This window comes from Deltaproteobacteria bacterium (assembly GCA_016178705.1).
Classification (GTDB): domain Bacteria; phylum Desulfobacterota; class Binatia; order HRBIN30; family JACQVA1; genus JACOST01.
Genome location: JACOST010000014.1, coordinates 423,473 through 448,144 on the forward strand (window position 1 = coordinate 423,473; position 24,672 = coordinate 448,144).

A 24,672-nucleotide genomic window follows, 5' to 3' on the forward strand; every position below is an offset into this window, starting at 1 on the left:
GCGATGGCACTGCGCTTGCGGTGGCCGCACGGCTGATGCGATGGTGTCAAAGCGAGGCGACAGTGCGATGATCGTGATCGTCAGAGGCGCAGAATGACCGGTCCAAGCGCGTTCCAGATTGTGGCCGCGGGCGTGCATTTCGTGCCAGCGTTGATCTGGGTCATCGTCGCGCAAAACAGTTGGCGCTTCGTCCGCACCCGTCAGCCGCAGAGCCGTTTCTTCCGGATGCTCCCGTGGGTCGGCACTGCGGTCGCCATCAACTACCTGCAGCTCTCGCTCATCTGCCTCATTCCAATCGAGATCGAACGGCAACATCTGACCGGAGTCATCGCTCTCTTCGTCTGGAACGATTGGATTATCTTTGCCGTGGTCGCCCTAGCGCGGCACATGGCCTACTTTTTTCCCACGCCGGAACGACTGCCGAGCCGCGCGTGGTTGGCGGTGAACTACGGCTCGCTGGTGCTGATCAGCGCGCTGGATATTTTCTGCATCGGGCCCTCCCAGGTACAGCTCCTGCCGCAGTACGCGGCGCTGTATGCGGCGTTGCGCATCGTTTACCAGGTGGTGATGCTGAGCAGCATTCTCCTCACGGTCGTGCGCCTGGCGCGTCCGGGGGGATGGGGTTCATGGAGCGGCGTATGGATGCCGCGACGAGCGGATGCGTGGTTTCTTGGCGGCGGGTTGCTGAGCATGCTGAGCTGGTTGGTGCTGCTCGCGCTCCGCGGTTGGCAGACACCGCCGCAACTGTGGGAGCCGACGCCGTCGAACGTCGCGCTCGACATGATCGCCGGGATCGGATTCGTCGCTCCACTGGCGGTGCGCATTCTCGGCGAAGTGGTGCGCGGCTTCGTGATCACCGCGGCGATGCTGCTGATCGCCGGCGTACTCAGTCATGGCGTCATGATAGCCGCGGCCGCTCCCGCACTCGAAGCGTTTCGCCCCCTGGTGAATTTTGCGTTCACCGCCGCGCTCGTTCTGCTGCTGGTTCCCGGGCACACGTGGTTGCGCGGAGCCGTCGATCATCTGATCTTCCGCCGCCGACGCCGTCGGCGAGAAGAGTTGCAGAATTTTCTGCACACGCTGTCGCCCGAGTTAGGGGCCGCGAGATGCTGCCGGCGCGCCTTGGTCGAGGTCGAGCGTGTCATGCCACTGCGCGGGGTCGCCATCGTCCTGGACAACGGCGACGTGTTTGAGCAGGGGGCGATCAATGTCGCGGCGATCGCGCGCGAGTGGCCGAGGAGTGCCGATACCGGCGTCTTGCCCGACCGCGCACTCGTGGGCTACGAGCTGCGCGAGTTGCCGGTTGCCTTGCAAGGCGTGGTCAGCGATGCCGGCATCGTTGGGGTTGCGCCCATCGTCGGCGGCCGCCACGCGTGGGGCACCTTGTTCATCAGCACGAGTCTGCTGGCGGCGACCTTCAGCGCGGAAGATGTGCAGACGATCGAAGCCTTCACCGATCAACTGGCGTTGATCCTCGATGGCGCCGAGTTGCTCGCACGGGTCGTATCGGTCGAACGGTCGCTGGCACACAGCGAAAGACTCGCAGCGATCGGCGAATTGGCTGCGCGCGTAGCGCACGAAATTCGCAATCCGGTTACCGCCGCTCGCAGTCTGGCGCAGCAGCTCGCCGAGGAGCCGGCCTCTCCGCTCAACGCCGACCATGCTGGCTTGATTCTGACCGAGTTGGATCGCGTCGAGCGCCAGGTCGCCGCGCTGCTGCGCTTCGCGCGGCGCGAAGAGTTTCAGTTTGCGCCGGTGGACCTCGGCGAGTTGGCGCGCACCACCGTCGACGCGTTGCGTCCGCGGCTCGAAGCCGCGGGCATCACCGTCGCGATCGACGCGCCCGCTGGCATCACGGCGCAAGCCGATCGCGAGAAGCTGCGCCAGGTTTTGATCAACCTCATCGAAAACGCGCGCGACGCGCTCGCCGACGAGAACACCAACGCCAAGCGGCTCTCGCTCGTGGTGACCCGCCACAACGGCAGCGCGACGTTGCAGGTGAGCGACACCGGTCCGGGCGTTCCACCCGAGGCGCTGGCGCGCCTCTTCGAGCCGTTCTTCTCGCTCAAACCCCAAGGCACCGGGCTCGGGCTCGCCATCGCGAAACGCACAATCGAAGCGCACCGCGGCAGCATCGCGGCCAACGCCAACAGCGATGGGATGACGTTCACCATCACGCTGCCTCGGGACTCCGGGCTAGAGACTAGAGACACGGGACTAGACGCATGAAGGGGGCCATTCTCGTCGTCGACGACGAGCGCACCATCGGGATCGCGATTCAGCGCCTGCTCACCGGTCGCGGCTACACGGTCGACACCGCGCTATCGGCCGAAGACGCGGTCGCGAAGCTCGGAGAGAGCGTCTATCATTTGGTGATCACCGACCTGAGCATGAAGAAGCTCAGCGGCATCGATCTGCTGCGCTGGATCAAGCAGCACACGCCGCAGACGGCGGTGATCATGATCACGGCGTACGGCTCGGAGAAGATCGCGGTCGAGGCGATGAAGCTCGGCGCGGCCGATTACATTCCCAAACCGTTCGACAACGACGAGCTGGAGTTGGTGGTCGCGCGCGTCTTCGAGGGCCTGGCGCTGCGCCGCGATCTGCGTCTGTTTCAAGAAAACGCCGCCGATGTTTATCGGTTCGAGAACATCATCGGCAAGAGCGCCGCGATGCAGCGCGTGTTCGACGTCATCCGCAAGGTCGCCGATACCGACCTCACTGTGCTCGTGCGCGGGCCGAGCGGCACGGGCAAGGAGCTGGTGGCCAATGCCTTGCACTTTCACAGCCCGCGGCGCACCAAGCCGCTGATCAAGGTCAACTGCGCGGCGTTCTCCCGCGAGTTGGTCGAGAGCGAATTGTTCGGCCACGAGAAGGGGGCGTTCACCGGGGCGATCACGGCCCGTGAAGGCAAGTTCGAGATCGCCGACGGCGGCACGCTGTTCCTCGACGAGATTGGCGACATGCCGTCCGAAACCCAGGCGAAGATCCTGCGCGTGTTGCAAGAGCGCGAGTTCGAACGCGTCGGCGGCAACCAAACGCTCAAGGTCGATGTGCGCATCATCGCCGCGACCAATCAGGACCTGGAAGCGAACGTGAAAAACGGCAGCTTCCGCGAAGACCTCTACTATCGGCTGAAGGTGGTCACCATCGATCTGCCATCGTTGCGCGAGCGGCCGGAGGATCTGCCGCTACTCATCGACCATTTTCTCATCGCCACCACCACCCGCCTACGACGAGAGCCGAAGACGTTGGCGCCCGAGGCGTCGCGCGCGTTGCTCACACACCAATGGACCGGCAACGTCCGCGAGCTGGCGCACGCCATCGAGCACGCCGTCGCACTGGCGTCCGGAGCAGAGATTCAACTCGCCGACTTGCCCGCGTCATTGAACCCCGGCGCGGCCGTGGTGCCCGACGCCTCTGGCGATGGCGCGCTCAGTTTCAAAGACGCGAAGCAGCACGTCGTCGAGCGCTTCGAGCGCGACTTCATCATCGCCGCGCTCACACGGCATCAGGGCAACATCTCGAAGGCCGCCGAAGAGATCGGCATGTATCGACAACATCTCCAACTCAAGCTCGCCGAGTACGGAATCGATGCGGCGGCGTATCGCCGGAGCGACGCAGCAAGTTGACCAGTTGGTCATACTCGGTCATACTTTCCGCATGAAGGTTGCTATTTCCGTACCCGATCGGGTGTTCGAAGAAGCCGAACTGGTGGCGAAACGCCTGCGCGTGTCGCGCAGCCGCGTCTACTCCCAAGCGATCGAGGAGTTTGTGACCAAGCATCGCGGGAAGAGCGTGAGCGAATCACTCGACGCGGTATACGGGCGCACGGCGCAAGGGCTCGATGCGGTGCTGACAGAGCTCCAGGCGCGCGCGCTACGCGAGAAGTGGTGATGCGCAAAGGCGAGATCTGGTGGGCGGCACTGGGTCAGCCGTTTGGGTCGGCACCAGGCTTTCGCCGTCCGGTCGTGATCTTGCAAACCAACAGCTTCAACGACAGCCCGATCCGCACAGTGATCGTAGCAGCGATCACTTCCAACCTTGATCTCGCCGCGGCCCCTGGCAATGTTCTCTGTCGTCGCCGAGACACCGGTCTGTCAAAGAACTCCGTCGTGAACGTGTCGCAGGTGGCGACGATCGACAAGCAAGCACTACTCAACCGCGTGGGAACGCTGGCCGCGCCGAAACTCGCGGCAGTAGAAGAAGGACTGCGGTTAGTGCTCGGTCTGTGAGCACCGCACGTCCTCAACCGCAGCGGCCGCAGCATCGAGGTCCGGCGGACCCACCTCCTCGCGGGGGAGCGCTTCGGCCGATAGCCCGCGAGCCTCGCGGCTTATCGCGTCGCCGTGGGCAAGTAGACGAACAGCGAAGGCGCTGGACGGGGCAGACCCAGCCGCAGTATGAGGACGGCACAATGGTCACTGAGCTATTAGCCCGCGAAGCTCGCGCAACTTGTGGGTCGGGCCCCGCGGGCCAATTCAAGGTTATGTTCTCTGAGCTACGCATCGTATGAACGATTCTCTTCCACAGATTACGGTCAGCTACGACGAGAGCATTCCCGCGGAGATCGGCGTCGGCTTTCGGAACGCGGTAGATGACCAGGGGCTGCACGTGCGAGTCGAATCCCGTCCCGCGCGCGGCCCTCAATCGGGAGTTGAATTGCTCCTGTCAACCGCGGTCTTCGTCCTCCTTGCGAGGTCATACTTTGATGCCTTCCTGAAGGAGGCGGGGAAAGACCACTACCACCTGCTGAAGTCCGGCATGTCATGGTTGTGGAGAACCCTTCTCAGCAGGGAGCGCAAAGTCAACCCGCGGAGGGTCACGACCGGTGGCAAGATCCTGAAGGGCGACTACTCGTTCGCACTGTCGGTAGTAGCTGAGGCAGCCGGCAGCGTTCAATTCAAGCTGCTCATTCAGGACTCTTTGACCGAGGAACAGTTTCATGACGTCATCGTAGCGTTCCTGGACTTCGTAGCCGCGTACGACGCCAACCAGCTGGGTGCCAGCCTCGCGGAGGAGATCTGTGAAGGACGAGTCGTTGGACGACCCACACTGATTGCATACGACGAGCAGGCAGGCGGCCTTCGCGTGGTGGATCCAAAGCGGCGTAGCGACAAACGAACATAACAAGACGATGGAGACCGACGCCAACGAGGGGCGCAGCTCATCGCCACGACAGTTAGCCCACTGCTGAGATCGGAAGACACCATGGAAGGGTCAGAGCGGTCGTCGACAGCGCTGGAGTTCCTCTGCCGACACTTGGTGGCGCTGTGTGTCACCTATCAGGAGTGCAACGAGTCCGGCCCAACTGGGGAGCCGCGGTTCTTCGCTTGCCCCGGGACCATAATTTGCGTTCGCGGCGTTGGCGCGTTTCTGACTGCCGGTCATACGTTGAAGGACTGGGACAAGTTGCTCAAGCAAGGCAAGGTCCGAGTGATCAGCGCGGCGCTTGCAGATACGTTCGGCTCGGAATGCGTGACGGTGGAGCCGATACCGTTCGACTTCGTGAACGAGCCACGATTCTACATCGATGACGACGAGGAAGGCCTAGATTTCGGGCTAATCTCCCTGCGGCCGTACTATGCTCGCCTGCTTGCAAGAAACGGAGTTAAGGCGATCTTCGAGGAGAACTGGATAAACCAGCACACGATCGAATTTGACGGTTACGCCATGATCGGTTTCCCGGATGAATTCATCACATCGAGGATCGAAAGCTCGTGCGGTGAGGTATATGTACTGGGAGTGGTTTCACCGACGATGATTCCGTTGAAGCGGCTCGAACAGGCGCCCCCAGGCAGGCCCACACGGTTGCCTCGCTTCATCGGACAGCTGCATCCGGATCTCCAGATCGGCAGCATCAAGGGCATGAGCGGCGGACCGATCTTGGGATTCAGATTTGGGCCACCGATGGCATACTGGGTTGTCGCGATTCAGAGTTCCTGGCTCCCCCATGAACGGATCACCTTCGGCTGTCCGGTGCCGGTTCTTGCTGAGTTGATTGCCGCGTGGGTTGACGATCTTCCCGAGCAGCATGGTGGCATCGATCCCTGATGACGGGACCGCGAATGATGGGAAGGTGGAGGGCTAACAAGCGCCTCGATCGGTCCGGCTTCACCGCTGCTCGTGAGCGTCGGTGCGCCGGCCGCTCAGCCGCTGGGCGCTAGCCAGTACCCGCGAGCGAGATCGTGATTCGAGATTCCCTCAGCCACCTTGACCTGACCGTGGGACGCGTCGCGGTCGGTTCGATTCCACGAGCGGATTCTCGGGTAGCTTGGATACCGACCGCTGCCCGAGGCTGGGGCTGGTGCGCCGTGCCGGGGTGTAGCGGACTCGGACGGCGGCGTCTTCAGTATCGCCCTGCAGCCGGCCAGATCGGATAGCGCTCGCAGAACGGAGCGGGCTCGATTACATTGCTGTGAGGAGTATCCGCGCATGAAATACAAGATCGCGCTCGAACGGACACCCGAAGGCTATAGCGTCTCAGTGCCCGGCTTGCCCGGCTGTTGGTCGCAAGGAGCGACGGAAGCGGAAGCGATCACCAACATTCGCGATGCGATCACCGAATACTTGATCGTCCGTGACGAACTGGTCCGCGATGCGGACGTGCGCGAGGTTGAGGTCGTCTAAGACGTGCCGAAGCTCGCGGGCGTCAACCGCATCGATGCCGTGAGAGCACTCGAGAAGGCAGGGTTTCGCGTGGCGCGGCAAGGAAAGCACGTCGTCATGACCGGCGGCATGCCCATTCCAACATCCCGCCCACAATCCAGTGAACGCGTTCACAATGGGCGGCATTGCCCGCGACGCCGGTCTGACCGTCGATGAGTTCCGTCGGCTCCTCTAGCCGCTCGCTAGCAGGCCGTCGATGCTGACAGCGCGGACGATTGCTTTGGAATTCATTCCGCGAATGACAGCGGATCATTCAAGGAAACAAGACGGCACGCGAAGCGCCAACGGCCCACACTCGTAGCGTGCCTTCGCGCCCGCGGATTGCCTGCGGCCCAATCTCGGTGAGCCCGGTGAGGTCTGCGGGTTCGGCGTCTGACTTCACGGCATCGATCAGGTCTTGGCTCACGATCGCGTCGGTTCCGAGGCTGCGCGTCAGCTCTTGCAGCCGACTGGCGACGTTGACGGTGTCGCCGATGACAGCGAATTCGAGGTGCTGTTCGTCGCCAATATCACCGAGGACGACCGGGCCGTAGTGCACGCCCATGCCGATGCGGATGGGCGCCTCCCCACGTTCCGCGCGCGTGCCGTTCCACGTCGCGATGGCCTGCAGGATGGCGCGGGCGCAGCGCAACGCATTGCTCGCATCGTGGGCGCCGACGCGCGGCGTTCCGAAGGTGACGAGCGCGCCATCACCGAGGAACTTATCCAAAGTGCCGCCGTGATCGAATACGGCGCGCACAATCAGACGATGAAACTCGCGCAGCAGACTGATAACCGCGGCCGGCGGCTGGTTCGCGCTCAGCGCGGTGAAGCCGGCGATGTCGACGAACATGACCGCCACCGATTGCGTACGCGTCACGCGCAGCGGTTCGTCCGAGCCGGCGAGTTCCTCGACCATGTTCGGCGAGAAGTAGCGCGACAGGTTGCTGCGCGCCCGTTCCGCTTCGATTTGCCGGAGCACCAAGCGCCGGACGCGCCATACTATGGCTGCCAAGCTGCCGGCAACCACCAGCATCAGCACGACCTGCCGACCCCAGATGCCGAGGTGAACGAAATGCGGATCGAGCAGCGTCGCTACCGTCTGTTCGTGAGTCAGCTTCGACCACTGCGATCGGCGCACGATGGCGAAGGTGTCGGGAAGCGCCACGACCCACCCTGTCGCCACCGACCAGCCGACGGCCGCACACACACCGGACCACAGCACCACGCGCGGCGAATAGGTGAGCATCGACGCCGTGAGGAACACAAAATAGTAGAGCTCGTTACCGAGGCGGAGTCGCAACGGGGGTGGCAGAGCGGGCTGCTGGCTCAGCGGATTCGGCACCATCACCGTAATCGTCAAGAGCGTCATGTCGAGCAGCGGAAAGAGGTAACGCTGCCACGGCGCATCGAGCCCGGCGCGCCGCAATGCCAACGGCGCCACGCCGAGGAGGGCGAACCCAGCCACCATCGCAAAGAAGAAGAGCACTTCGGGATACGGGTTCTCGACGGTGATCCACACGGAGATCACCGCGATAACGATCAGGCGCACGCGCGTGGCCAGACGCAACCCTTGATACTCCTCTTGCGCGAACGCCGCCTGCAGGCGAGCGTTGGCCACCTGCACATCCTCGATCGTCGCCGTCATGGGTTCTGTCAGACCGTGCTGACCTTGACATCTTCAGTGAGCCAGCGAAGCGGATGCAAATCGCCGCAGAGTCGACCCGCCTCCAACCAGCGATACGGCCGCAGGCGACGCGGAGCTGCGCCCCATGCGGCCGAGACTTTCGAGAAAAGGCGCCGAACGTGGGCGCCTAGTGCGGCTGCTGGGCACCCGCGTCGGGCTGCTTCATCCGCTCGCAACCCTGCAGGCACCGGACGTGGTGCTCGCCACAATCCGACTGCTTCTTCGCCGTGGCTTCATCCGAGCTCGAGCCGGCGGCGCGCACGCAGGCCGCGTGACTGGCGTCGCAGTTCAACGAGCAGCCATCGACGCCCTGCGCGCCGGCCGTTGGGATATGCACCAGCAAGCACCAGGTGATCGCGACAATTCCGATTCGTAACGTTCTCATGGGCGCTCCTTGCTTGTTGGTCTCAGCGCCGACATCCGGGGATCGGCGTGTGGGTGACGGATCCGGTCAGCGGATCGCACGCATCGGCGGTGCAACGGTTGTGGTCGTCAACATTTACCGACTCGTGTCGCACACCCCTCCTTGGATCACAGGAATCAACCGTGCAGGCGTTGCCGTCGTCAACCGGGACCGGTGTGTGACTGACCCCGTTGAGCGGATCGCAGGCGTCGACGGTGCAGCGGTTGTGATCGTCGATGTCGATTGGCTTGTGTCGCACACCCTCTTCACGGTCGCAGGTATCGCGAGTGCAGGCGTTTTGATCGTCGACGCTGACCGGCGTGTGTGTGCAGGCGCCCGCCGCATCGCACGCATCGATGGTGCAGGCGTCATGATCGCTGCAGCTCTCCCGCGTGCAAACCGGAACGCAGACACCCTCGCTGCAGATGCCGACGCCGCCGTCGTCGTCATCATCCCCGTCATCATGGCCGCCGTCGCCGTGATGGTCGCCGGTGTGGTGCTCGCCGCCGAAGAATCCGAAGTGTTGGTCGGGTTCACCCGAAGCGTGGCATTGCCCGCCTTCGTGATCGTCGCCATCGTCTTCGCCGCTCACGGTACACGGCGCAGTGTTGTTGGTGTGCACGCAGCCAGTCGGGCCGCACGAGTCGTCGGTGCAGGGATTGCCGTCATCGCAACTGAGCAGCGTGCCGCCGATGCACGAACCGTTGCTGCACGTGTCGTTGATCGTGCAGGCGACACCGTCGTCACACGGGGCGGTGTTGTTGCTGTGCGCACAGCCGGTCGCTGTGCACTGATCGTCGGTGCAGGGATTGCCGTCGTCGCAACTGAGCAGCGTGCCGCCGACGCATGAACCGTTACTGCACGTGTCGTTGGTGGTGCAGGCGAAGCCGTCGTCACACGGAGCGGTGTTGTTGCTGTGCACACAACCGGTCGCCGTGCACTGATCGTCGGTGCATGGATTGCCGTCGTCGCAGCTAAGCGCCGCGCCGCCGACACAGGAACCCTGCTGGCAGACATCGGGCGTCGTGCAGACGTTGCCATCATCACACGCGCTGCCATCGGGTTTCGCGGGATTCGAACACGCACCGGTACTCGGATCGCACACACCGGCGACGTGGCACTGATCGCTCGCCGAACACGTTACCGGGTTGCTGCCCGTGCAAGTCCCCGCCTGACAGGTATCGGTCTGAGTACACGCACTACCGTCGTTGCACGCGCTGCCGTCCGGCTTCGCGGGATTCGAACACGCGCCGGTGCTCGCGTCGCACGTGCCCGCGACGTGACATTGATCGCTCGCCGAACAGGTCACCGGATTGCTGCCGGTGCAGCTCCCCGCCTGACAGGTATCGGTCTGGGTGCACGCGCTGCCGTCACTGCACGCGCTGCCGTCGGGTTTCGCCGGATTCGAGCACACGCCGGTGCTCGAATCGCACGTGCCCGCGACGTGACATTGGTCGCTCGCCGAACAGGTCACCGGATTGCTGCCGCTACAGCTACCCGCCTGACAGGTATCGGTCTGGGTGCACGCGCTGCCGTCGTTGCACGCGCTACCGTCGGGTCTCGCCGGATTCGAGCACACGCCGGTGCTCGGATCGCACGTGCCCGCGACGTGACATTGGTCGCTCGCCGAACACGTCACTGGGTTGCTGCCGGTGCATTGACCCTCCTGACAGGTGTCGGTCTGGGTACAGGCGCTACCATCATCGCAAGCAGTGCCGTTGTCGACTGGCGTATGGCTCACCTGACCCGTGACTGGGTCACACGTATCCTTCGTACACGCGTTACCATCGTCAACCTTCACAGGATCGCCAACGACGCAGGCGCCGGCGCCATCGCAGTGATCGAGCGTGCACGCATCCTGGTCGGCGGTGCATGAGGTAGCGGTGTCTTCGAACTTGCAACGCGCCGAGCAACAGTCGCCATCGATGTTGTTGCCGTCGTCGCACTCTTCACCCGTATCAACGTGTCCGTCGCCGCAGAAGACCGGATTGCCGCCGACGCCAGCGAAGGCGAAAATGAACGTGTTGGGAATGCCGAGATCGGGTCCACCCGGAACATTCGGCTGACCGAACGAGAAAGCCTCGGCGCCCACCGAGGTGACGTCCGCGAGCGCCGCGACTTCGGTCGCGGCGGCGCCGTAGAACGTCTTGAACTGCTTGGTGGCGCCCGGGGCCAGCATGCCGAAATCGAAATCGAACAGCGCACCGTGATCAGCCGGGCCAGCGTCGGTCACGGGACCCGGCTGGTAGCTGGAAAACGAGAACGGATCGCCGCTGTTGAAGCCGTTGGTGTCGGTGCGGAACAGATCCGCCGCGGAGCCGTTGTTGATGGTGACGTATTCGTTGAAGGGCGTCGGGTAGATGTCCCAGTCCATCACCCGGCGATAGAGCACGTGTTCCGGGTTGGCGCTGATGTTCTTGATGCTCACCAAGACTTCGTACAGATCAGCCGTCGTCCCGGACGGATGATAATCGTGGGTGACCTCGAAGGTCGAGCCGATCCTAACCTTCGAGACCGCCGTAGTGGCCGAGGCGCTGAAGCTCAGCACGGAGATGTTGGTCACGCCGCCGACATCGCGGTTGGCGGAGCCTGTGATCGCGGTGGTCACGTCCGCCGCGCCCCAGCCTTCACACTGACAGCCGGGTTCGGTCGACGCGGCGCCGGTCGGTACGTAGCGCAGTCCCATGAAGCCGATAGCGAGCGGGTCAGGGGTAAAAGGAACGTTGAGATGACCGGCGCAATTGACGCCGAGGGTCACCGTACCGTTGCCGATCACCGCGCCGTCGCCGGCAGCGCCGGGGCACGGATCGCACGCATCGCCGAGACCATCGCCGTCACTGTCGGTCTGGTCGGCGTTGGCTACAAACGGGCAGTTGTCGCCCGGATCGCAGACACCGTCGCCATCGGGATCACTGGTGCCGGGGCCAGCGCAAAAATCGCACGCGTCGCCAAACCCATCGCCGTCGCTGTCGGCTTGGTCCGGGTTGTAGGCAAACGGACAATTGTCGGAGTCGTCGCAAATGCCGTCACCGTCAGAATCGGAACCGACGCACGGATCGCACACATCCCCGATGCCGTCGAAATCGCTGTCGGCTTGGTCGGCATTTGCAATGTCGGGGCAGTTGTCGCACGCATCGGCGACCCCGTCACCATCGGTGTCGGCCTGGTCGGGATTATAGGCAGACGGACAATTGTCAGCCCCGTCGCACAAGCCGTCGCCGTCACTGTCGTTCGCGCCCGGTCCAGCGCAGAAATCGCACGCGTCGCCAACCCCGTCGCCATCGGTGTCGGCTTGGTCGGGATTGAAGGTGAAGGGGCAATTGTCGCTGGCGTCGCAGAGACCGTCGCCATCAGAATCGGGGCCGGTGCACGGATCGCACACGTCGCCAATGCCGTCGCCATCGCCGTCGGCCTGGTCGGAATTGGACAGGCCTGGGCAGTTGTCACAGGCGTCGCCGACACCGTCACCGTCGCTGTCCGCCTGGTCGGAGTTGGCAACCGCGGGGCAATTGTCGCAGTCGTCGCCGATGCCGGTGACTTTCCCGTCGGCGTCGGGATCTGAACTCCCCGCCGATAGCGGGCCAAACGTAAACGACGGCCCGCTGCAGAGATCCCGGCTGGCGCAGGTGGGGTTGGGATTCGACGGACTGCCGTCGAAAATGCACTGATCCGCCGGCGCACCGGAAGTGGATACGGTCACGCGCGCAAACGCGAGGGCGACGAAGCCATGAACATCGACGTGGAAGCCGTTGCACATCGTCGGATCGAACGCCGCCAACGTCGTCGCGTCGCTCAACGTCACCACCAGCGGGCTGGAGTTGCACGCGCAACCTTGCGTCGTCGGCACCGCCGCCGCCACCAAAGTGCTGTTGACGTACAAGTCAAAGTTGCCGGTTCCGCCGGCGCAATCCGCGTGCAAGAGCGTGAACGTGATCGCGGTCGGCACGATGTGCGTGGCGCGCGCGGGCGCACCCCATAGCATCGCCAGCGAGATCACACCCAAGGCGAGACGGCGAAAGGTTTTGCGCAGGTCCATGAGTTCCCCCCGTTCGACCCGGAATCAACCGGGCCGTGAAAATTCAGGTCGCTACGAACAAACCATGACAGGTTAATGTGTCACAGCCGATAGCAAGGAAGGTCGGCGGCCGTCAAGCATTTTTCCAGTGACCGGCGCGAAAGATCGCTTTCGCCTCCTGTCCGAGTGTAGTTAGATATCGGGGAAGCGGAATGACCCTGCTCAAACGACTACTGCAACGCCTTGGCGGCGAGCGGGGCGAAGGCGCGTCGCTGTTCGAGCCGCGTATGCCGAGCGTGGAAGCGGGCGCGAATCTCGCCGCGGTGTTCGCGCAGGCGCGTGCTACTGCCGCCGACAACGAACGGCCAGCGGCCGGTCGCAACGTGGTGATCGTCACGCCGGGCCGTCTCCTCATGATGCAGCCGTGCCCGCCCCCTGGTTCGATGCCGGAAACACAAGTCGCCGGGATCAAGAAGATGATCGCACCCGAACCCAAGCGAACCATCGTGGCGATCGCGTATACCGAACTGAGCGCGCTTCAGCGCGATCTTCCGAAGGCTATTCCCTTCATCGGCATGCTCATGGGCTTCGCGTATATCGGACACGCCGTCTGCGTCTTCGAAGGCGACGTGGCCGCGCTCGCGTACGGATGCAGCGAAGCCGACCTCGTGATCGTCGATGGCGCGATGGTGCCGTTCTTGGCCCCCGACTGGGCGACGATCGTCGCCGGTGCGATGCGTGGCCGCGAGATCTACATCCACGATCGCGCGACGTTCAAACTGCAGCGCTGGCAGGCTCCGTCGTAGAAGGTCTCACTCTTTGTCGCTGGGGCGGCTGATGTCGCGCATGATGTCGCGCGCGGCACCGCCACTCGGCGCCGCGATCTCAGTGATTCGTTCGGCGACGTCGTCGTACTCGAGGCGCAGCGCGCGACACATCGTCGCGTGCATCTCGTAGGTGCAGGTGATGTACGTGAACTCGAGGATCTGTTCGTCGGAGAGCACGGCCTTCAGTCGATCGAACGTTGCGTCCTGCACGCGGCCACCTTGCAGCACCAGTTCGTCGGTGTAGGCGAGCACGGCTCGTTCGACCGGAGTGAAGATGTCAGCCGTCTGCCACGCCGGGATCGCCGCGATCTTCTCTTCGCTCAGCCCCACCGCGCGACACGACTTGCAGTGCTGGGAAAACACGAACTGACTGCCGCGCGTGAAGCCGGCGCGAGTCTGTCCCAGTTCGCGCAGTTGCGGATCGAGCGTGCGCTGCGGGCTGCGATACAACCCGAAGCCCGCGACCGCGTGCCGGAACACATCGGGAACCAGCGCGAACACAGTCCACCAGTCGCCCGGCGTCCCCGTCGCCGTCCCCGGTTGCGCGACCGGGTCGCGGTCGCCGAACAACAGGTTGTACATTTCGATGACTTCGGGTGCTGCGTCGCTGCGCGGTACTTGGCGAAGGCGTGGCATGCGGCATCCTCCTGTGGGCTACCGAACAGCCGTAGCCCAGGAGGATTGGCCGCACAATGAGGACGTGTTGTGGAGCACGGGTAGGGTCAGGCGCGACGGCTGGCACCGCTGACCGCCAGGTGGCTCCGCGCGTCGACCGTCGTGCTCGCTGGTTCGTCTCTAAAGCGCCGTATGAGGTACGCCAGCGCACCGATGCTGCCGAGGGTGAGGATCAGCAACAGATAGGGCACTGGGGAAATCCCGTGCTCGCGGGCGTCGCGCACCATCCACAGCGAGAACAATCCGAGCGCGATGATCAGGTCGGTGAAGACCTGCACGCCGATCGCGTTGGTTGCGTGCAGATCAAAAAACGCGAGGTACCCGTGGTAGTACACCGCGTAGGCGGTGAGCGCGACGAAGTCAGCCAACACCACCATCAATCCAAGTCGTTTCCAATTCATACTGCACTCCTTTCGTTGCGGCCGGAGTCCGGTCCGCGTTTGAGATTTGGTCGAGTCACATTCCAAACCCCGTGCCGCCAGCAAGCGACGACGAACAGATGACACGGGGATGGATTCTGACCTCTACTGCTCGCGGCGCCGTGGTGCCGCGGCAACGACACGTTGCGCGAGCGCAACGTCGACCGCGCGCAATCGCTTGGCGACCGCTTGCTTCGTAGACGCCGACTGCGGAAGAATGCGGCATTGGAGTTGCTCGTATCGACGACATGAACGACCACGACATGAACGACCTCACGCCGTCCGCACATGCGCCCGCATGGACTCGCAGCGCGCACTGGCGCTGGTGGGGTGCATTGGCAGGGCTCGCCACGGGCCTGTTCGATGCGGTCTTCCTCACGCAACTGGGCGTCAGCTTCGCGATCAACGGGCACGACGCGACGCTGCTGGTCGGCGCGTACTTCGGACTGACCTTCGCACTGCTCGGCTACCTCGTCGGATTGTTGGCTGCGAGTCGGCGGCGCGACCATCGCGCGGCGATCGTGATCCAATCACAGTTGGAGATGCTCAACGCAACCCGCGCACGGCTGGCGCAAAGCGAGAAGCTGGCGGCCCTCGGACAGCTCGCGGCGGCCATCGCGCACGAAGTACGCAACCCGCTCGGCGTGATCCGCTCGGCAGCACAGGGACTCGCCGAGTCGGTAGTCGCCCCCGAGTCGGCGGACGGCCGAGATTCGGCAATCGGCACGGATGACGAAGGGCGACGGGCCTGCTCGTTCATCATCGCCGAGGTGGACCGATTGAACAACGTGATCACGTCGCTGCTTGCCTTCGCGCGGCCGCTGCACGTGCGCCCGCGCGCCGTCGGCGTGTCGGAGCTGCTCGATCGCGCCCTGCTGCTCGCTGGCGAAGAGTTGGCGGCGAAACGGATTCGCGTCGAACGTGACGATCAATCGGGGATGCCCGCCGTGCAGGCTGATCCCGACCTGCTCAGTCAGGTGCTGCTCGGCTTGCTCGCCAACGCCAGCGAGGCCGTATCACCCGGCGGTGAGGTTGCGCTGCGCGCGCGCACCACTGAGGGTACCATCGCCATCGACGTGACCGACTCCGGCCCTGGCGTGCCGGCGGATTTGCGCGAGCAAATCTTCGAACCGTTCTTCACCACCCGCACACGTGGCACCGGGCTCGGGCTAGCGATCGCGCGCCAGATCGTCGCAGCGCACGGCGGCCGCATCGAAGTCGGCGAGCGTGACGGTGGCGGCGCGCGCTTCACCATTTCGCTACCGATCGCGCGCGATGCCGCGCTGGCAGCATGAAGCCCCGCATTCTGATCGTCGATGACGAAACGCGCATGGCGACGGTGATCGCCATGGCGCTGGGGCGCGCCGGGTACGAGTGCGAAACGTGCAGCGACGGAGCCGCAGCGCTGAAAGCCTTGGAGGCGCGACCCGCTGACTTGGTCGTCACCGATTGGAAGATGCCGCAGATGGACGGGATCGAGCTGCTACGGCAGTTGCATGCGCGCCAGCCGGCACTGCCGGTGATTCTCGTCACGGCGCACGGCAGCGTGCCGTCAGCGGTCGCCGCGATGCGCGACGGGGCGTTCGACTACGTGACGAAACCGTTCGACAACGATGAGTTGCGCGCGATCGTCGCCCGCGCCCTCGACCTAACGCGCCTCGAGCGCGAGAACCGCTACCTCCGACAAGAGGTGGCCAGCCGCTACGCGCCGGCCGCGATGGTCGCCGAGAGTTCTCGCAGTAAGGATGTGCTCGATCTCGTGCGCCGCGTCGCGCCGAGTCGGGCGACGGTGTTGATTCAAGGCGAGAGTGGCACGGGCAAGGAACTGATCGCCCGCCTGCTGCACTATTGGAGCGATCGTGTCGGCCGCCCGTTCGTGCCCGTGAACTGCAAGGCGTTCGCTGAAGGAGTGTTAGAGAGCGAGCTGTTCGGACACGAGAAGGGTGCGTTTACCGGCGCCGCGGCGGCGCGCATCGGGTGCTTCGAGCGGGCCACCGGCGGCACGCTGTTCCTCGATGAAATCGGCGAGACCGCGCCAGATTTTCAAGCCAAGTTGCTGCGCGTGCTGCAAGACGGCGAGGTGCTACCCGTCGGCGGCACGCAGCCGCGCACCATCGACGTGCGTGTCGTCGCCGCCACCAACCGCGTCTTGCGCGATGAGATTGCGGCCGGCCGCTTCCGCGAAGATTTGTACTTCCGCCTCAACGTGATCCCGATCCAGCTTGCGCCCCTGCGCGAGCGTCGCGAGGACATCCTGCCGCTGGCGCGCCACTTCCTCGATCGCCATGCCGCCGAAGCGGGGCGCGCGCTGACCCTTGCGTCCGAATCAGAGGAGACCCTGAACACCCATCCGTGGCCCGGCAACGTCCGCGAGCTGGAGAACGCCATCGAGCGCGCCGTCGTACTCGCGCGCACCGAAGTCATCACGCCGGAAGACCTCCTGCTGGAGCACCGCGGTGGGCCCGCCGAGTCAACTCGGGACGGCAGCCTGCACCACGCCCTCGATCACACCGCCGCCGCGCGCATCCGCGCGGCGCTCAATAGTGCAAACGGCCAACGCAACGAAGCCGCCCGCGCCCTCGGCATCGACCGCACAACGCTGTACCGGATGATGAAGCGATTCGGGTTGTGACGCACCGGCGCGCCAGCGTTTCGATCCATCTCACGCATTCGCCGCCAACGCTCCTTCCAGTCGCAGCAGCTTCCTCTTGATCGTCAGACCGCCGGTGTAGCCCCCGAGTTTGCCGTCGGTCGCAATGATGCGATGGCATGGGATGACGATCGGGATCGGGTTGTGACCGAGCGCTTGGCCGACGGCGCGGCTGCCACGCGGGCGGCCGATTCGCTTGGCAATGTCGCCGTACGACACCACGCGGCCCCGCGGGATTTGCGCGGTCGCGAGCAATACCCGCCGCTGAAACGGAGTGACGTGGCTGAGATCGGTTTGCACATCGAATGCGGTCCGACGACCGGCGAAGTAGTCCCGGATCTGATGCACAACCGCCTTCGTCTTTGAGGCGGACTTCATTACCTCTGTCCCGAGCTCCTGGCGTAGATCACTGGCGAACGCCGATTCGCTCCGACGGAACGACACGCGCACCAACCCGCCTTCGATGGTGGCGACGAACACGCGGCCGATCGGTGTGGTGATGGAATCGTAGTAGGCCGCGCGAGGAGCCATGGCGCCGGCGACATTGCTATACAAACGCTGAAGCCCGCTGAGCACGCGTTGATACTCGGCCAACTTCCGCCGTCCGCGATCGCTGTCGAGCCAGCGTTGCAAAGCGACCGACGGCTTCGCGTCATCGATCAGCATCGCGATCAGTTCATCATCATGAGATTTCATTGTGTACCTCCGAGCACCGCGCGCAGTTTCTTGATCGCCTGGTAGACGTTGGCGCGTGCGGTCGCCTCGTTGCCGCCGACGGCGGCGGCAATCTCGCTGTAATTCATATCGTGGAACTGCCGCAGCATCAGCGCCGCGCGCTGGCGCGGTGGCAGTAACCGTACGGCGTCCGCCACCGCGCGCAGCTCCTGACGCTGATCGGCGGACACACTGACGCTTGCCGGCAGCGTGTCAAGGTCGACCTCAACCGCCCGCGCGGCGAGCCGTGACCGCCGGCGCATGGCGTTGAGCGCGCCGTTAGTCGCGATGCGATACAGCCACGCGCGCACATTCGAGTCGGGTGCCAAGTTGGCAAACGCCCGCTGCGCCCGCAGGAACGCATCCTGACACGCATCCTGTGCGTCGGGCTCGTTGCCGAGCATTCGTACCAGATAACGCAGAATGTCCGATCGATGGCGCTCGGCGAATTCAGCGAATGACGACGGCGGATTCATCTTGCCCCTTGTAACACTCCAGTAGGGGGCGATGTGAAACGCGAACCGACGTTCCGGTTGCGATTTCACGTTGCGCCCACGTCGAGTGTTGTACGGACAAATCGAACTCGAAAAGGAGGTCTCTTGATGAGCACATATGTTTTGGTTCACGGCTCGTGGCATGGCGCGTGGTGTTGGTACAAGATCGTGCCGCGACTCGAACAGGCGGGCCACACGGTCGTCGCCCTCGACTTGCCCAGCCACGGGCGCGATCGAACACCGCCGGGTGACGTGTCGATGGCCGACTACGTCGAGGCAATCGGCCGAGTCCTCGACGCGGCAGACGAGCCGGTCGTGCTGGTCGGCCACAGTCGCGGCGGGCTGGCGATCACGCAAGCGGCGGAAGAGCGCCCCGAGAAGATTCGCTCGCTGGTGTACCTGGCGGCGTTCCTCATTGGCGATGGTGAGACGATTCTTCCGCTCGCGTTCGCGGACACTGATTCGCTCATCATGCCCAACCTCGACGTCGATCAGGACGCGGGCTGGGACATGCTACGGCGTGACGCCTTCAAGGCGACGCTCTACGCCGATTGTTCCGAGGACGACGTGGCGCTCGCCCACGCGCTGCTTACTCCCGAACCGAGTGGTCCGACAAACACACCGATGCGGACAACGGCCCAACGCTTCGGACGCATTCCACGGGTCTACATCGAACTCCTGCAAGATCGAGCGGTGTCACCCGCGCTGCAGCGGCAGATGTACACGGCAATGCCGTGCCGGAAAGTATTGTCGATCGATGCAAGTCACTCCGCGTATTTCTCGAGGCCCGACGAACTTGCGAGTAAGATTCTGCACGCCGGCGGCGATATCTACGATCTCCGCTCACGCCAGCGGTGCGACGAGAATCACCAGCACATCGAAGACGAGATGAGAGACCACTGAAGCGGTGAGGTTGCCGGTCGCCGCAAACAACAGGGCCCAGACCAGCCCGGCACCGAAGGCCGCGAACGGTAGGAGCCAAGTCCCTGACGCGATGTGCGCGAGGGCGTAGACAACTGTGCTCGCCGCGACCGAAGTCAGCAACGGTAGGCGCTGCCGCAGCGGGTCTATCAGAGCCGCGCGCCAGAACAGCTCTTCACCGAGTACCGCGATCGGCAGCGTCGCCGCGACGAAGCCAACGGAATGACCGGCGGTCCACGCAACGAACTGATGCGTCTGCGCCGCCGCCGCAGGCACTCGACTGATCACCCACGCGCCACCATACAACGCCGCAGCGCTGATCACGCCGAGTACAGTGCCGGTGAGCGTCGGACGCAGTCGTGCGCGGCGATCGTCATCAAGTGCGGCCAGGCCAATAGCAGCGAGGGCCGCGTTGGCAATGATTAGTCGCGCCCATACGTCGAAGACGGGAAGCGCAAAGGCAGCGGTAACGATGCCGAAGCCGAGAAGAGCGAGCTGCGCAGCGCGTGCTAGCACTTTGTCGACCACGCGCTCGCTATAGCAGTCGGGAGCGACGGAGCGTAAGTCGACCGGCATCGCCCATTGCCTCGGGCGGGGCGAGCCTCTACACTGCCACTCTTCACATGGCACGGCGCATATACCTGCAGAGCCTGGGCTGCCCCAAGAATCTCGTCGACAGCGAGCAAATGCTCGGCCTGGCGGCGCGCGCCGGCGCCGAGATCGTCCTCGATCCTGCCGACGCCGATGTGTTGGTCGTCAACACCTGCGGGTTTATCGGCGAGGCCAAGAAGGAATCGATCGAAGCCATCCTCGAATTGGCACAGCTCAAGCAATCAGCGCCGGGCAAGCGGCTCATCGTCACCGGCTGTCTAGTGCAGCGCTACGGGTCAGAGTTGGCGCAAGCGCTGCCGGAAGTCGACGGCTTCTTAGGCACCGGTGATTTCACGCGGTTGCCCGAGTTGCTCGACGCTCCGGGCACCGCTGATCTCAGCGCCTACCGCCATGCGGCCCATCTGCTACCGAGCATCGATGTGCCGCGCGCGCGCACCGGACACTTCTTCAGCGCCTACCTCAAGATCTCCGAGGGTTGCGACCATCGCTGCAGTTTCTGCATCATTCCCAAGATCCGCGGTCGACACGAGAGCAAAACGCTCGACGGTGTGATCGCCGAGGCCGAGGCGCTGGTCCGCGATGGTGTGGTCGAACTGAATCTCATTGCGCAGGATCTCACGGCCTATGGCAAGGATCGGCGCGACGGCTCATCGCTGAGTTCGTTGTTGCAACGGCTGGCCGCGATCGACGGGCTCCGTTGGATTCGGCTGCTGTACACCTATCCGCGCTACGTCACCGACGAGTTGCTCGACACCATCGCCAACGAGCCGAAGATATGCCGCTACATCGACATGCCGCTGCAGCACATCAGCGATACGATGCTCACGCGTATGCGGCGCGAACGCAGCGGCGACGCCGTGCGGCGGCTGGTCAGCCGCATGCGTGCGCGCGTGCCGGGGCTGGCGCTGCGGACCTCGTTCATCGTCGGCTTCCCCGGTGAGACCGACGCTGACTTCGCCGAGTTGGAAGCGTTCATCCCCGCGGCGCGCTTCGACAACGTCGGCGTCTTCCGCTACTCGCGCGAAGAGGGCACCGAGGCCGCGACCCTCGACCAACAAGTTTCCGCTCGCGTGAAACAGCAGCGCTACCACCGGCTGATGACCGCCCAGGCTGGTGTTGCTGCCGCGCTCAACCGCGAGCGCGTCGGCTCCGTGCAGCCGGTGTTGGTGTGCGGGACGAATACCGCCGGCCGCTGGTACGGTCGTTCGCCGGCGCAGGCACCCGACATCGACGGGGTCGTCTATCTCGACGGAGCCGACACCCCTGGCGCCATCGTGGACACAACGATTGTCGACGCGACAATCTATGATCTTGAGGGTTGCCGCGCGACCCCAGTTGACAGTGCAGGGGATTGCCTCTAAATTCCCGCCCCCTTAGAGGCCCATGAGAAAAGCACTGCTGAAGAACGTGCGCGAGAAGCTGCTGGAGATGCGGCGGCAGGTGATGCGCGAGATCGACAACGACCTCAAGCAAGGCCGCGAGGGCGCCAAAGACGACGGCATGGATACGTACGATCTGGCGAGCGAAGAGCGCGATCGCGAGATCAGCTTCCTCCTCAGCGACCGCGAACGCGGCAAGCTGCAAGCGATTCAAGAGGCGTTGGAGCGCATCGAGGATGGCAGCTATGGCATGTGCGAGAGCTGCGAAAGCGAAATCGCCGCAGGCCGCCTCGAAGCCCTACCCTTCACCCGCTTGTGCGTGAGCTGCCAATCGGACCGCGAGAAGGAACTGAAGCAAGCGCGTCGCTTCGACGACGAGCGCACCTATCGGAAACTCAGCGCCACCGACGTCGACGAGGAAAACAGCTAGCCCCTTCACCCGCGCTTATCGCCTCTGCGGCGATATGCCAGACGCCACCCCTCATATCCGCCAGTTGCTGGCGCGCCTGTTCGCCGCCTCCGTGCGCGCCGTCGATCCTGCGGCGTTGGTGGCGCAGCGTCTGCTGCGCGATGGCCCGCGCGTAGTGATCAGCGACACCTCGACCTCGTGGAGCGGCCTCACCCTCATCGCCGCCGTCGGCAAGGCCGCGATCCCTATGGCCGAGTCCGCCGCGGCGACTCTCGGATCTGACCTCGCCAGCGGAGTCGCGATCGCGCCGCGCGCCGGGCTCCGGCCAATCGCCGAGATAAACTGCCTCGAAGGGGGCCACCCGTTGCCAAGCGTGGACGGCGAACGCGCAACACGCCGATTGATGACGCTGCTCGCAAGTCATCCCAATGCGGCGGTTCTCGCACTGATCAGCGGCGGCGCGTCGAGCTTGATGGTGCAACCGACGCCACCGGTAACGCTCGACGACAAGATCGCCACCACTGCGGCGCTGCTGGCGTGCGGCGCCTCGATTCAAGAATTCAACACGGTTCGCAAACATCTCTCGCAGGTGAAGGGTGGTGGCTTGGTGCGCCTCGCCCACGGGCGTCCGCTGGTTGCGCTGATTCTGTCCGACGTGATTGGCGACGATCCCGCGGATATCGGATCGGGGCCTACCGCTGCCGATCCGACCACGTTTGCCGACGTGTACCAGATCGTGCAGCGCTACGGGCTGTCGGCGTCGTTACCATCGACGGTGCTGGACCGGATCGAGGCCGGCCAACGCGGAGAATTGGATGAGACGCTCAAGCCCGGAGCCGCCGAACTAGGCGCCGTCAGCAATGTCGTGATTGGGTCAAACGCCGGAGCGCTGCGTGCCGCGGCCGCTGCGGCATACGCAGCGGGCTACGAACCCATCGTGGCAGACGAGCCGTTGTCAGGCGACACGACCGCGGCGGCGCGCACATTCGCAGCCTGGATCACGCGCGTCCCGCGGCTGCTGCCGACATGCTTCCTTGCCGGCGGCGAGACGACTGTAAGCCTCGGCCCCAACCCTGGACGTGGAGGCCGCAATCAAGAGTTCGCGTTAGCCTGCTCCGCGCAACTCGCCGGGAGTGATATCGTCCTCTTGAGCGCCGGCACCGACGGTGTTGATGGTCCGACCGATGCGGCCGGTGCATTCGTCGACGGCTCGACGAGCGCACGAGCGCGCACCCGCGGCTGCGACCCGTCGGATGCGCTCGCGGCGCACGACAGCTACCGCTTCTTCGCCGCCCTCGGCGATCTGTTCCAGCCCGGGCCGACCAGCACCAACGTGATGGACATCAAGATCGCACTCGTCGGCTCGGCACCGCCGATTGCCTAGCTCGGGTTCAGAGCGTGTGGTAGGAACGGGCACCGCGGCGAGCAGCACTTCGTGGATCACGGCTACCTCTCTGAGATCTTTGCATCCTTCCAAGGCGAAGGATCGCACGTTGGCGAACGCCACCTGTTCGTTCGCTTGGCGATTTGCAATCTGCGCTGCCGCTACTGCGACACGCCCGACAGCTTGGTGCGAACCTCACATTGCACGATCTGTCGCGCTGGGCAGGAGCCCAGACGTGTGTCGAACCCCATCAGCCGTCGCGAGCTGGTCGGTTACACGAGTGCGTTTCTGGAGAGTGAGGGGCCCATTGATGCCATCGCCGTCACTGGCGGCGAACCGTTGGTGCAAGCCGAATTTCTCGCCGCCTTCCTGAGCCACGCACGTTTTCCGGTACCGATACTGTTGGAGACCAACGGCGTGCTGCCCGAAAAGCTCGCGCTGGTCCTGCCGTGGATCGGCATCATTAGCATGGATATAAAACCGCCGAGCAACACCGGCGAGGCGGCGTTTTGGGACGAGCACGAGGAGTTTCTTCGCGTTGCCGATGGCAAGGAGATCTACGTAAAGGTCTTGGTGGATCGAACCACCAGCGATGCCGATATCGCGCGCGCCGCAGCATTGGTCGCCGCCCACGGCGACGTACCGATGTATCTGCAGCCGATCATGGACGCCGCGCATCGACCGGAGATCGACGGATCAACGCTGACTCGATTGTTTGCCATTGCGCGCCAACACCACGCGCGGGTGCGAGTGCTGCCACAGACGCACAAGTTGCTCGGCATCCAATAGTCGCGCGACTTGTGCGTGACAGCAGACGGATTTCGGTTACAATCGATTGCCAGTGACTCGCACGAACCCAACGGCCGAACGCCCACGTGTGCCGCCCGGGCAATCGGTTACCCAGAAATGGCCGGTCTTGAGCTACGGTCCGACACCGCGAGTCGACGCGGCGACCTGGGACTTTCGCGTCTTCGGCGAAGTGCGGTCGCCGTTGCGGTTCTCGTTCGAACAGTTTCGGGCGTTGCCTCAGAGTTCTGTCCTGACCGATTTCCATTGCGTCACCACCTGGTCGCGGCTCGATAACCGATGGGACGGAGTGCTGGCACGCGATCTGGTCGCAGCGGTCGATCGCAAGCCTGAGGGTCAGTTCGTTCTCGTCCATTGCGATGGCGGCTACACCACCAACCTGACTCTGGACGAGTTTCTCGATCCCGCCGTAATCTTCGCCCATCGACACGACGGCCACAATCTCACTCCAGAGCATGGCTGGCCACTGCGGCTGGTGGTGCCGAAGCTCTACGCCTGGTAGAGCGCGAAATGGGTCCGCGCGATCGAGTTCGCCACGGAGAATCGACGCGGTTTCTGGGAATCGCGCGGCTACCATACCCACGGCGATCCGTGGACCGAGGAACGTTACAGCGATCAGGAGTAGATG

The 24,672-nt window shown here is 64.1% G+C and carries 23 protein-coding genes and 1 pseudogene; 16 read left to right on the forward strand and 8 right to left on the reverse strand.

Annotation, left to right across the window (positions count from 1 at the left end; genetic code table 11):
• Positions 1 to 93: 93 nt before the first annotated feature.
• The 7 genes from HYR72_09945 (at position 94) to HYR72_09975 (ending at position 6,630) form a co-directional block, all read left to right on the forward strand.
• Positions 94 to 2,229 (forward strand): GHKL domain-containing protein, encoded by a 2,136-nt coding sequence (locus tag HYR72_09945; GenBank protein MBI1815288.1) that lies wholly within the window; start codon positions 94 to 96, stop codon positions 2,227 to 2,229.
• Positions 2,226 to 3,632, forward strand: a complete 1,407-nt coding sequence (locus HYR72_09950; GenBank protein ID MBI1815289.1) for a sigma-54-dependent Fis family transcriptional regulator — start codon at positions 2,226 to 2,228, stop codon at positions 3,630 to 3,632. The genes HYR72_09945 and HYR72_09950 overlap by 4 nt, the downstream gene beginning before the upstream one ends.
• A gap of 31 nt (positions 3,633 to 3,663) precedes the next feature.
• The gene (locus HYR72_09955) at positions 3,664 to 3,897 is read left to right on the forward strand and encodes a hypothetical protein (GenBank protein ID MBI1815290.1); all 234 of its coding nucleotides are present in this window, start codon (positions 3,664 to 3,666) and stop codon (positions 3,895 to 3,897) included.
• Positions 3,897 to 4,235: a type II toxin-antitoxin system PemK/MazF family toxin gene (locus HYR72_09960; protein MBI1815291.1), complete on the forward strand. Its 339-nt coding sequence runs from the start codon at positions 3,897 to 3,899 to the stop codon at positions 4,233 to 4,235. The genes HYR72_09955 and HYR72_09960 overlap by 1 nt, the downstream gene beginning before the upstream one ends.
• Before the next feature lie 277 nt (positions 4,236 to 4,512).
• Positions 4,513 to 5,130 carry a hypothetical protein gene (locus HYR72_09965; GenBank protein ID MBI1815292.1) on the forward strand — a complete coding sequence of 206 codons (618 nt, stop codon included), beginning with the start codon at positions 4,513 to 4,515 and terminating at the stop codon, positions 5,128 to 5,130.
• Between the two features lie 264 nt (positions 5,131 to 5,394).
• Entirely contained in the window at positions 5,395 to 6,054 is a 660-nt protein-coding gene (locus HYR72_09970; GenBank protein MBI1815293.1) for a hypothetical protein, read from the forward strand.
• Between the two features lie 381 nt (positions 6,055 to 6,435).
• A complete protein-coding gene (locus HYR72_09975) occupies positions 6,436 to 6,630 on the forward strand; it encodes a type II toxin-antitoxin system HicB family antitoxin (protein MBI1815294.1) in 195 nt (64 codons plus the stop codon).
• Between the two features lie 292 nt (positions 6,631 to 6,922).
• Here the strand turns inward: HYR72_09975 and HYR72_09980 are convergent, their stop codons facing one another.
• The 3 genes from HYR72_09980 to HYR72_09990 form a co-directional block, all read right to left on the reverse strand.
• Positions 6,923 to 8,296 carry an adenylate/guanylate cyclase domain-containing protein gene (locus HYR72_09980; protein ID MBI1815295.1) on the reverse strand — a complete coding sequence of 458 codons (1,374 nt, stop codon included), beginning with the start codon at positions 8,294 to 8,296 and terminating at the stop codon, positions 6,923 to 6,925.
• Between the two features lie 166 nt (positions 8,297 to 8,462).
• Entirely contained in the window at positions 8,463 to 8,720 is a 258-nt protein-coding gene (locus HYR72_09985) for a hypothetical protein (GenBank protein MBI1815296.1), read from the reverse strand.
• Positions 8,721 to 8,742: 22 nt separating this feature from the next.
• A complete protein-coding gene (locus HYR72_09990) occupies positions 8,743 to 12,720 on the reverse strand; it encodes a thrombospondin type 3 repeat-containing protein (GenBank protein ID MBI1815297.1) in 3,978 nt (1,325 codons plus the stop codon).
• 245 nt (positions 12,721 to 12,965) lie between these two features.
• On the opposite strand from HYR72_09990, the gene HYR72_09995 reads away from it, so the two are divergent.
• Positions 12,966 to 13,559, forward strand: coding sequence for a hypothetical protein (locus tag HYR72_09995; GenBank protein ID MBI1815298.1), 594 nt, complete (start codon positions 12,966 to 12,968; stop codon positions 13,557 to 13,559).
• 6 nt (positions 13,560 to 13,565) lie between these two features.
• Here the strand turns inward: HYR72_09995 and HYR72_10000 are convergent, their stop codons facing one another.
• A complete protein-coding gene (locus tag HYR72_10000; GenBank protein ID MBI1815299.1) occupies positions 13,566 to 14,216 on the reverse strand; it encodes a carboxymuconolactone decarboxylase family protein in 651 nt (216 codons plus the stop codon).
• 86 nt (positions 14,217 to 14,302) lie between these two features.
• Positions 14,303 to 14,656, reverse strand: coding sequence for a DUF2834 domain-containing protein (locus HYR72_10005; GenBank protein MBI1815300.1), 354 nt, complete (start codon positions 14,654 to 14,656; stop codon positions 14,303 to 14,305).
• A 266-nt stretch (positions 14,657 to 14,922) separates the two neighbouring features.
• Between HYR72_10005 and HYR72_10010 the strand changes: the two genes are divergently transcribed.
• Together HYR72_10010 and HYR72_10015 are read left to right on the forward strand one after the other, a co-directional pair.
• Entirely contained in the window at positions 14,923 to 15,969 is a 1,047-nt protein-coding gene (locus HYR72_10010; protein MBI1815301.1) for a hypothetical protein, read from the forward strand.
• Positions 15,966 to 17,306: a sigma-54-dependent Fis family transcriptional regulator gene (locus HYR72_10015; protein ID MBI1815302.1), complete on the forward strand. Its 1,341-nt coding sequence runs from the start codon at positions 15,966 to 15,968 to the stop codon at positions 17,304 to 17,306. The genes HYR72_10010 and HYR72_10015 overlap by 4 nt, the downstream gene beginning before the upstream one ends.
• A 30-nt stretch (positions 17,307 to 17,336) precedes the next feature.
• Here the strand turns inward: HYR72_10015 and HYR72_10020 are convergent, their stop codons facing one another.
• Positions 17,337 to 18,020, reverse strand: coding sequence for a methylated-DNA--[protein]-cysteine S-methyltransferase (locus HYR72_10020; protein ID MBI1815303.1), 684 nt, complete (start codon positions 18,018 to 18,020; stop codon positions 17,337 to 17,339).
• Positions 18,017 to 18,583: an RNA polymerase sigma factor gene (locus tag HYR72_10025; GenBank protein MBI1815304.1), complete on the reverse strand. Its 567-nt coding sequence runs from the start codon at positions 18,581 to 18,583 to the stop codon at positions 18,017 to 18,019. The genes HYR72_10020 and HYR72_10025 overlap by 4 nt, the downstream gene beginning before the upstream one ends.
• A 57-nt stretch (positions 18,584 to 18,640) precedes the next feature.
• Between HYR72_10025 and HYR72_10030 the strand changes: the two genes are divergently transcribed.
• Positions 18,641 to 19,435 carry an alpha/beta fold hydrolase gene (locus HYR72_10030; GenBank protein MBI1815305.1) on the forward strand — a complete coding sequence of 265 codons (795 nt, stop codon included), beginning with the start codon at positions 18,641 to 18,643 and terminating at the stop codon, positions 19,433 to 19,435.
• Here HYR72_10030 and HYR72_10035 read toward each other — a convergent pair.
• A complete protein-coding gene (locus HYR72_10035; GenBank protein MBI1815306.1) occupies positions 19,376 to 20,029 on the reverse strand; it encodes a CPBP family intramembrane metalloprotease in 654 nt (217 codons plus the stop codon). The two genes, HYR72_10030 and HYR72_10035, sit on opposite strands and share 60 nt — an antisense overlap.
• A 47-nt stretch (positions 20,030 to 20,076) precedes the next feature.
• Here HYR72_10035 and rimO point away from each other — a divergent pair, with 47 nt between their 5' ends.
• From rimO to HYR72_10060, 5 genes and pseudogenes are all read left to right on the forward strand, one after another.
• On the forward strand, positions 20,077 to 21,426 hold the full coding sequence (gene rimO / locus HYR72_10040) for a 30S ribosomal protein S12 methylthiotransferase RimO (GenBank protein MBI1815307.1): 1,350 nt from the start codon (positions 20,077 to 20,079) through the stop codon (positions 21,424 to 21,426).
• A 22-nt stretch (positions 21,427 to 21,448) separates the two neighbouring features.
• On the forward strand, positions 21,449 to 21,874 hold the full coding sequence (locus HYR72_10045) for a TraR/DksA family transcriptional regulator (GenBank protein ID MBI1815308.1): 426 nt from the start codon (positions 21,449 to 21,451) through the stop codon (positions 21,872 to 21,874).
• A gap of 34 nt (positions 21,875 to 21,908) precedes the next feature.
• Positions 21,909 to 23,237 (forward strand): DUF4147 domain-containing protein, encoded by a 1,329-nt coding sequence (locus HYR72_10050; GenBank protein MBI1815309.1) that lies wholly within the window; start codon positions 21,909 to 21,911, stop codon positions 23,235 to 23,237.
• A 51-nt stretch (positions 23,238 to 23,288) separates the two neighbouring features.
• Positions 23,289 to 24,026 carry a 7-carboxy-7-deazaguanine synthase QueE gene (locus HYR72_10055; GenBank protein MBI1815310.1) on the forward strand — a complete coding sequence of 246 codons (738 nt, stop codon included), beginning with the start codon at positions 23,289 to 23,291 and terminating at the stop codon, positions 24,024 to 24,026.
• A gap of 46 nt (positions 24,027 to 24,072) precedes the next feature.
• Positions 24,073 to 24,669: pseudogene (locus tag HYR72_10060) on the forward strand (sulfite oxidase-like oxidoreductase).
• The last annotated feature ends 3 nt before the right edge of the window (positions 24,670 to 24,672 follow it).

Coding starts and splice junctions, on each gene's coding strand:
- HYR72_09945 (MBI1815288.1), top strand. CDS start 94: ATGACCGGTCCAAGCGCGTTCCAGATTGTGGCCGCGGGCGTGCATTTC.
- HYR72_09950 (MBI1815289.1), top strand. CDS start 2,226: ATGAAGGGGGCCATTCTCGTCGTCGACGACGAGCGCACCATCGGGATC.
- HYR72_09955 (MBI1815290.1), top strand. CDS start 3,664: ATGAAGGTTGCTATTTCCGTACCCGATCGGGTGTTCGAAGAAGCCGAA.
- HYR72_09960 (MBI1815291.1), top strand. CDS start 3,897: ATGCGCAAAGGCGAGATCTGGTGGGCGGCACTGGGTCAGCCGTTTGGG.
- HYR72_09965 (MBI1815292.1), top strand. CDS start 4,513: ATGAACGATTCTCTTCCACAGATTACGGTCAGCTACGACGAGAGCATT.
- HYR72_09975 (MBI1815294.1), top strand. CDS start 6,436: ATGAAATACAAGATCGCGCTCGAACGGACACCCGAAGGCTATAGCGTC.
- HYR72_09980 (MBI1815295.1), bottom strand. CDS start 8,296: ATGACGGCGACGATCGAGGATGTGCAGGTGGCCAACGCTCGCCTGCAG.
- HYR72_09985 (MBI1815296.1), bottom strand. CDS start 8,720: ATGAGAACGTTACGAATCGGAATTGTCGCGATCACCTGGTGCTTGCTG.
- HYR72_09990 (MBI1815297.1), bottom strand. CDS start 12,720: ATGCTATGGGGTGCGCCCGCGCGCGCCACGCACATCGTGCCGACCGCG.
- HYR72_09995 (MBI1815298.1), top strand. CDS start 12,966: ATGACCCTGCTCAAACGACTACTGCAACGCCTTGGCGGCGAGCGGGGC.
- HYR72_10000 (MBI1815299.1), bottom strand. CDS start 14,216: ATGCCACGCCTTCGCCAAGTACCGCGCAGCGACGCAGCACCCGAAGTC.
- HYR72_10005 (MBI1815300.1), bottom strand. CDS start 14,656: ATGAATTGGAAACGACTTGGATTGATGGTGGTGTTGGCTGACTTCGTC.
- HYR72_10010 (MBI1815301.1), top strand. CDS start 14,923: ATGAACGACCACGACATGAACGACCTCACGCCGTCCGCACATGCGCCC.
- HYR72_10015 (MBI1815302.1), top strand. CDS start 15,966: ATGAAGCCCCGCATTCTGATCGTCGATGACGAAACGCGCATGGCGACG.
- HYR72_10020 (MBI1815303.1), bottom strand. CDS start 18,020: ATGAAATCTCATGATGATGAACTGATCGCGATGCTGATCGATGACGCG.
- HYR72_10030 (MBI1815305.1), top strand. CDS start 18,641: ATGAGCACATATGTTTTGGTTCACGGCTCGTGGCATGGCGCGTGGTGT.
- HYR72_10035 (MBI1815306.1), bottom strand. CDS start 20,029: ATGCCGGTCGACTTACGCTCCGTCGCTCCCGACTGCTATAGCGAGCGC.
- rimO (MBI1815307.1), top strand. CDS start 20,077: ATGGCACGGCGCATATACCTGCAGAGCCTGGGCTGCCCCAAGAATCTC.
- HYR72_10045 (MBI1815308.1), top strand. CDS start 21,449: ATGAGAAAAGCACTGCTGAAGAACGTGCGCGAGAAGCTGCTGGAGATG.
- HYR72_10050 (MBI1815309.1), top strand. CDS start 21,909: ATGCCAGACGCCACCCCTCATATCCGCCAGTTGCTGGCGCGCCTGTTC.